Source organism: Anaerovorax odorimutans DSM 5092, assembly GCF_000426305.1.
GTDB lineage: Bacteria > Bacillota > Clostridia > Peptostreptococcales > Anaerovoracaceae > Anaerovorax > Anaerovorax odorimutans.
In genome coordinates this window covers 123,427-129,426 of the sequence record NZ_KE384520.1, presented here as the reverse complement: position 1 = coordinate 129,426, position 6,000 = coordinate 123,427, and the positions used below count along the sequence as shown (strand labels likewise).

Annotated in this window: 6 protein-coding genes; 1 reads left to right on the top strand and 5 read right to left on the bottom strand. The window is 29.8% G+C overall.

Annotated elements, in window-relative coordinates:
- Positions 1 to 255: IS3 family transposase (locus tag K292_RS17560; protein WP_027400586.1), on the top strand; the 255-nt coding region annotated here is incomplete at its 5' end.
- 107 nt (positions 256 to 362) lie between these two features.
- Here the strand turns inward: K292_RS17560 and K292_RS0115380 are convergent.
- Genes K292_RS0115380 through K292_RS0115360 form a run of 5 tightly spaced genes read right to left on the bottom strand, consistent with a single transcriptional unit; the run spans position 363 to position 5,703 of the window.
- Positions 363 to 2,150 carry a radical SAM protein gene (locus tag K292_RS0115380; RefSeq protein WP_027400585.1) on the bottom strand — a complete coding sequence of 596 codons (1,788 nt, stop codon included), beginning with the start codon at positions 2,148 to 2,150 and terminating at the stop codon, positions 363 to 365.
- Positions 2,129 to 2,749, bottom strand: coding sequence for a class I SAM-dependent methyltransferase (locus tag K292_RS0115375; RefSeq protein ID WP_027400584.1), 621 nt, complete (start codon positions 2,747 to 2,749; stop codon positions 2,129 to 2,131). Before K292_RS0115375 ends, K292_RS0115380 begins: the two co-directional genes overlap by 22 nt.
- A gap of 16 nt (positions 2,750 to 2,765) precedes the next feature.
- Positions 2,766 to 3,869 (bottom strand): ABC transporter substrate-binding protein, encoded by a 1,104-nt coding sequence (locus K292_RS0115370; protein WP_027400583.1) that lies wholly within the window; start codon positions 3,867 to 3,869, stop codon positions 2,766 to 2,768.
- Positions 3,870 to 3,893: 24 nt separating this feature from the next.
- Positions 3,894 to 4,682 (bottom strand): ABC transporter ATP-binding protein, encoded by a 789-nt coding sequence (locus K292_RS0115365; RefSeq protein ID WP_027400582.1) that lies wholly within the window; start codon positions 4,680 to 4,682, stop codon positions 3,894 to 3,896.
- Between the two features lies 1 nt (position 4,683).
- On the bottom strand, positions 4,684 to 5,703 hold the full coding sequence (locus K292_RS0115360) for a FecCD family ABC transporter permease (RefSeq protein WP_245570878.1): 1,020 nt from the start codon (positions 5,701 to 5,703) through the stop codon (positions 4,684 to 4,686).
- Positions 5,704 to 6,000: the final 297 nt, after the last annotated feature.

The window sequence follows — 6,000 nt, the reverse complement described above, 5'->3', positions numbered from 1 at the left end:
GCATACAGTAGTAATCTTAAATCAAACCGTATATATCAAAGTATGTCACGAAAAGGAAATTGCTACGATAATTCAATAATGGAGAATTTTTTTGGAGTGATGAAACAAGAAATGTATTATGGCTGCGTTTACTATAGTTATGAAGAATTGAAGGATGCAATAGAGAAATACATATATTATTATAATAATCAAAGAATCAAGCAAAAACTATCTTGGATGAATCCTGTTGAATATCGACTCAGCCAAGTAGCATAAAAATGGCGAAGCAGTAAAAAATACTACTTCGCTATAGAGTCTAACTTATTGGGGTCACATCAATTCAACCCCGGCTATTTTTATACTTTTAAACCTTAAATTAATTATTATTTCCAGTTCCAATTATTATTAGGTTTCCCAAATGATAAATTTAATGATTTAGGTATAAATTCAGTTTTATAAAATTTATTATAAAATTCTTGTGCCTCATCCATCATATTGTATTTAAAAACATCAGGATGTAAAATATTCGCTATGTTCATTAAACCCAACAGCCATCTAGGGCTTCCAAAATCCCAGTTTGGAAAAGTATGAGTAAATATACGTTTAGAATACACAGCATTAACTTTAACACCCATTTCAAGACAGTCTCGATAAAAATCATCAATATTATTGGATAAAAAAGATGAAATGAATATAACATCAGGATTCAATTCATTTAATTCATCAACACTAATAGATTTTCCGGGTCTTCCGTCTATCTTTTTTTCTCTATTGACACTAATACCTCCGGCAGCCGTAACTAACTGATTTTCAAATCTTCCTGCATTCAAACAAAATAGTGGTTTTCCCATACAATAATATACACGAGGTTTATTTTTTACAGTCTCTACCTTCTTATTAATTTCATTAATTTTTTCTCTCATATATGAAGCTAACAATTTTGCCTTCTCTTCTGCTCCACAATAACCAGCGAACTTCTCAATTGAACATAAGTAAGAATCAAGAAATTGAATATCTTCATGTAAATTTTCTATACCATTATCTTGTAAGATAATTTCCCAAACTTTTACTACATCACTTAACTTATTTACGCCTGATGTAATCAAAATGGCCTGTATCATTTCCAATGCTCTTGTAAAAGGATATCCTCCATTAAAACCATCTTCTTTAAATGGCTCTCTCTCTTTTAATCCTTTTATGGAAATTTTATTTCCACATTTTGAACATGCTGAATTTGTCGTTGAATTAATTACCTTAGCCCCCATTGGTCCATAAAAATCTCTCTCAATTATAATATTTTTACATTCAGGGCAGTATGTATTTAAAAATCTAGTGCCCGGAGTATTAAACAAATAAACATAATTCAATATAGTGCTTAATTTTTCACACAAATTTTCTGCTTCATTTATTGTAGGCTCCAATTCAACTATAGCATCTTCCAGTGGTATATACCTCATAATTTGTAAGGGAATATCTTTGTTTAAATTTGACATCCACACTGCAAGTTTTTCCAAATTTTCATTATCGCCTTTTTTATACATACAAGAGATTTCTAAATGAATACCTTTATTAAAAAAAGTTATTATATTTTCTAAAACGGGTTTGATTTCATTTGCACCACATAATTTATACGATTCATCATTAAAGCCTTTTACTCCTACATTAATAAAATCAATGTATTCAGCAATTTCATTTGCTGATTTTTCAGTAAAATATGCATTAGTGGAACATCCCACCAGCAAATTAGCTTCTTTTGCTTTTTTCGCAACTTCCAAAAATGTAAAATATGATGCAAGAGGATCATTCATTACAAAAGAAATCCCTATGCAGTTTTCTTTTTTTGCGGTTTCTATAATTTCACTCGGAGTTTTATATTTAAGCGCACTGCTATCAGGACCTAATTCTTTTACCATTACCGAAGAAACACATCCTGGGCAATTAAAATTACACCCTATCGTTGTAATTTGAAGAAATTTCCCCTTTGGATGAAAATGTAATATAGGCATTGTTTCTATTGAAATTCCGCAGATGACAAGATATTTATTTTCTGCAATTTCTTTAATCTTTCCATCTTTCAATGTATATTTTCCACATGCCCCTATTCGATTCTCAGACATATTACATTCTCTTGAGCAAATATAGCAATTCTTTACTTCTGAAATATTATCCATAGACCTGCTTTTCCTCTTTCTATTTCATAATTTGGTATTTTAGCTCTTTTAATTGTTTCTTCAAAAAATTTATGCCTATCTTCGCCAATTCTATCTTTTCTCTCTTCAAACCAATTTGGATTTTTTTTCACCATTTGAGCATTAATTTTTTCTGTTAGTTCTTCATTACCAAAGCCTCCGCCAATATATGCAAATCCACCCGGTTTCAATACTCTATAGATTTCCAAAATACCTTTATAAACATCTTCCCAGAAAAATATAGATCCACGGCTGACTATTAGATCTGCAATACTATCTTGAAAAGGTAATGCTTCGACATTACCTTTTTTAGTTTTAACTCTGTTACCATTTCCAGCCTTTTCTATATTTGTATCAGCTATTTTTATCATTTCTTCTGAAATATCAGATAAAATAACTTCCATATCCGGCAATTTTTTAGCTATAGCTAATCCTAAACAACCTGTACCGGTACCTATATCTATGCATAAGCCTTTATCAGCCTTTGTCTTTTTGATAATATTATCAGCAATAACAGGATATATAGGAGCAAATATTTCTTCTGCAGTTTTACGAAACTCTTTAATATCAGTACTATTCAAATTGTTTCCACCTTCCTTAGTTTAGTCTTGAAGTTGATAAAATATCATCTACTTGCTCGTCAGTTAAATCAACATTATAAAACAATTTATAGAATTCTTCCATTTTATCTTCTATATTATAATCATAAACATCAGGATATAATATATTTCCTAACCAAAGAATTCCTATTAAACGATTTACTGATGGTGGACGATCCGTGAAATTAAAAGGTTTATAAGGAACTTCGTATACTTTCTCATTTTTTATTGCATCCAAAGATTTAAATCTGTTATCTTTCAACACATTATTATAAGTATTTGTTTCTCCGCCAAATCCCTGATCATGGCAAGTAATTATTACATCTGGCTTCCAAACGACTAATTGTTCCGGTGATACTTCTGATCTTCCCATTCCACTTTTAATTTCTACTTCCGCAACATTAATACCGCCAACTAAATCAATTACTTCTGCATGTTCTGAACCACTTGGATCTGTCAATAATCCTTCTGGACCTTCTGCATAATAAACTTTTACTTTTTCATCATCTTTTATTGACTTTGCTTTTTTATCTACATCTGCCAAAAGCTCTTTAGTATATTTTGATAGCTTTTCTGCTCTCTTTTCTTCTCCTACTAATTTCCCTACAAATGTATACATCTCTTCCAGCTTATCTAAATTGGTATCTATAATAACAACAGGAATATTTAACTTATTTTGTATTTCGTCTGCTTGATCGATACTTGCCTGAGCAGATGTACCACTAGAGAAAATAATATCCGGAGATACCTTAAGAATTTCTTCCACATTTCCCGTTTTCCCATTAGCATACCAACCTGACAACATAGGTAGCTCCAAATATTCTTTAGATAAATATTCTTTCTCTACCTCTGTAGGTTCCCAGTTTAATCCGGCAATTTTTTCTGGATTCAAAGTATACATTATAATAGTACCTATCGGACATCTTGATAATACTGAATCAATATTACTAGGTACTTCAACTTCTCTTCCAGCCATATCTGTAATTACATATGTACTATCATCTGATGAAGTAGTTTTTGCATCATCATTACTATTATTAGTTGAACATGCAGGTAAAACCATTATTGTTAAAACCAATATACAAATCAATAATTTTTTCATAGTTTTTTCGTCTTTCCTTTCTTCTTACAATGCTTCAAGACATGGTACACATATCTTTTTTGATTCATTTATATTTGTTAATAAATTATGAACTTTTACATCAACGCCATATACTTCTTTTAATAACGATTCGGTAATTATTTTTTCAGGTTCCCCAATATTAACAAACCTCCCTTTCTGAAATATAACAACTTTAGTACCACATAAGAAAGCATGATCTGGTGCATGAGTGGTCATAATAATCGCAATATTTTTTTTCTTTAACATATTTATTTGATTTAGGATCCTTATTTGATTACCAAAATCTAAATTTGACGTTGGTTCATCTAAAACTAATATCTTTGGTTCTTGTACTAAGGCTCTGGCTATTAAAACCATCTGCTGTTCTCCGCCGCTGATCTGTGTATATAATTTATCCTTTAAATAACCTATCCCCAACTCTTCCATACATTCCAGCGCAATCTTATAATCCTTAGGGGTTGGCTTTGAAGTTATTCCCAAGTGAGCATTTCTGCCGGAAACAACAACATCTATTGTTGAAAAAGCAAAAGGAATACTATGTGCTTGTGGTACATACGCAATAACTTTTGCAAAATTTTTACGTGATAATTTTGTAATATCTTTATTGTCCAAAGTTATAGATCCATTTAATGGTTTTATAAAACCCAAAACAGTTTTAAAGAAAGTTGTCTTACCTACTCCATTTGGTCCTAATAAACATATACATTCCCCATTGGTTATACTAAATGATATATTTTCAATTATTTTTTTCTTTCCATAGCCGCACATTAATTTTTCTATTATTAATCTCATTTTAAACTCCTTTTTTATGAAATAGTAAATATAAAAAAAACGGTGCTCCAATTAGAGAGGTTAAAATACCTAACGGTATTTCTATACTGCATATTGTCCTTGCTACATCATCTACTATCATAAGATAGCTTGCTCCAATTGCTATTGATGTGGGTATTAATAAATTATTGTTAGGTCCTATTATAATTCTTGTTATATGCGGGATTATTAAACCTACCCAACCAATTATTCCCGAAACAGATATTGCTGCTGACGTAATTAATGTAGAACAAATAATAAATAATAATCTTACTCGTTCTGTATTTTCTCCTAAAGCTTGTGCTTCCTCATCACCAAAAGCTAATATATTAAGCTTATTCCTAAACATCACAAGGGGAAGAGTCCCTAAAATTATAGGAATTGAAATTATTAAATTATCTTTCATTGTAATGGAAGTTAAACTTCCCATTAACCAAAACGTTATCGCCGGCAACGCATCATCAGGATCGGCAACATATTTAGTTAATGATATTAAAGATGAAAAAATTGTACCGATAACCATACCTGACAAAATTAACATTAAAATAGAATCGCCTATTTTTTTACTTAATGCTGAACTAAGTAAATATGTAATCATAACAGCACATATTCCGAAAATGAATGAAGTAAATTGAACCCCTATTGATCCAAATGATAGAAGTATACCTACAGCCGCCCCAAAACCTGCTCCATTTGATACTCCTAAAATTCCCGGAGATACCATAGGATTTTTAAATATGCTTTGATAAACAGTTCCGGAAACAGACAAGGCACCTCCAATTAGTAAAGCTGCTATTATTCTAGGTAATCTCATATTAAAAATAACTGTATTTATAACTTCATAATCACCAAGTGGTTTATTGTTAAGTCTAATTGCCATTAAGTTAATTAAATCGCTGATCTTTATAAAATATCTTCCAAAAGTCAAAGAAAAAATAAATATAAGTATAGGTATAAATACAAAAATTAAAATTAATTTATATTTCTTTACAATGCTGATCACTATTAAACCCCTAACTTTAAAATATAAATCTATATAACATATTCATTATAAATGTAAACCAATATTTTTATATATAATTCGACAACATTTAATTATATTTGACTAAATCTAACTAAATCAAATAAAATACGACTATATTTTATTTAATTATAAATATTTTGTCAATAGTAAATAAAAAATAACAAAATTAATAAAAAATTGTAAACTTTAAGATATAATTAAAGCGTCAATTTTTGATTGACGCTTTAAACTTACGTTTAGTTCTTAATGAATTGTAAGATAAATTTATACATTTAA

Coding starts and splice junctions, on each gene's coding strand:
- K292_RS0115380 (WP_027400585.1), bottom strand. CDS start 2,150: ATGGATAATATTTCAGAAGTAAAGAATTGCTATATTTGCTCAAGAGAA.
- K292_RS0115370 (WP_027400583.1), bottom strand. CDS start 3,869: ATGAAAAAATTATTGATTTGTATATTGGTTTTAACAATAATGGTTTTA.
- K292_RS0115365 (WP_027400582.1), bottom strand. CDS start 4,682: ATGAGATTAATAATAGAAAAATTAATGTGCGGCTATGGAAAGAAAAAA.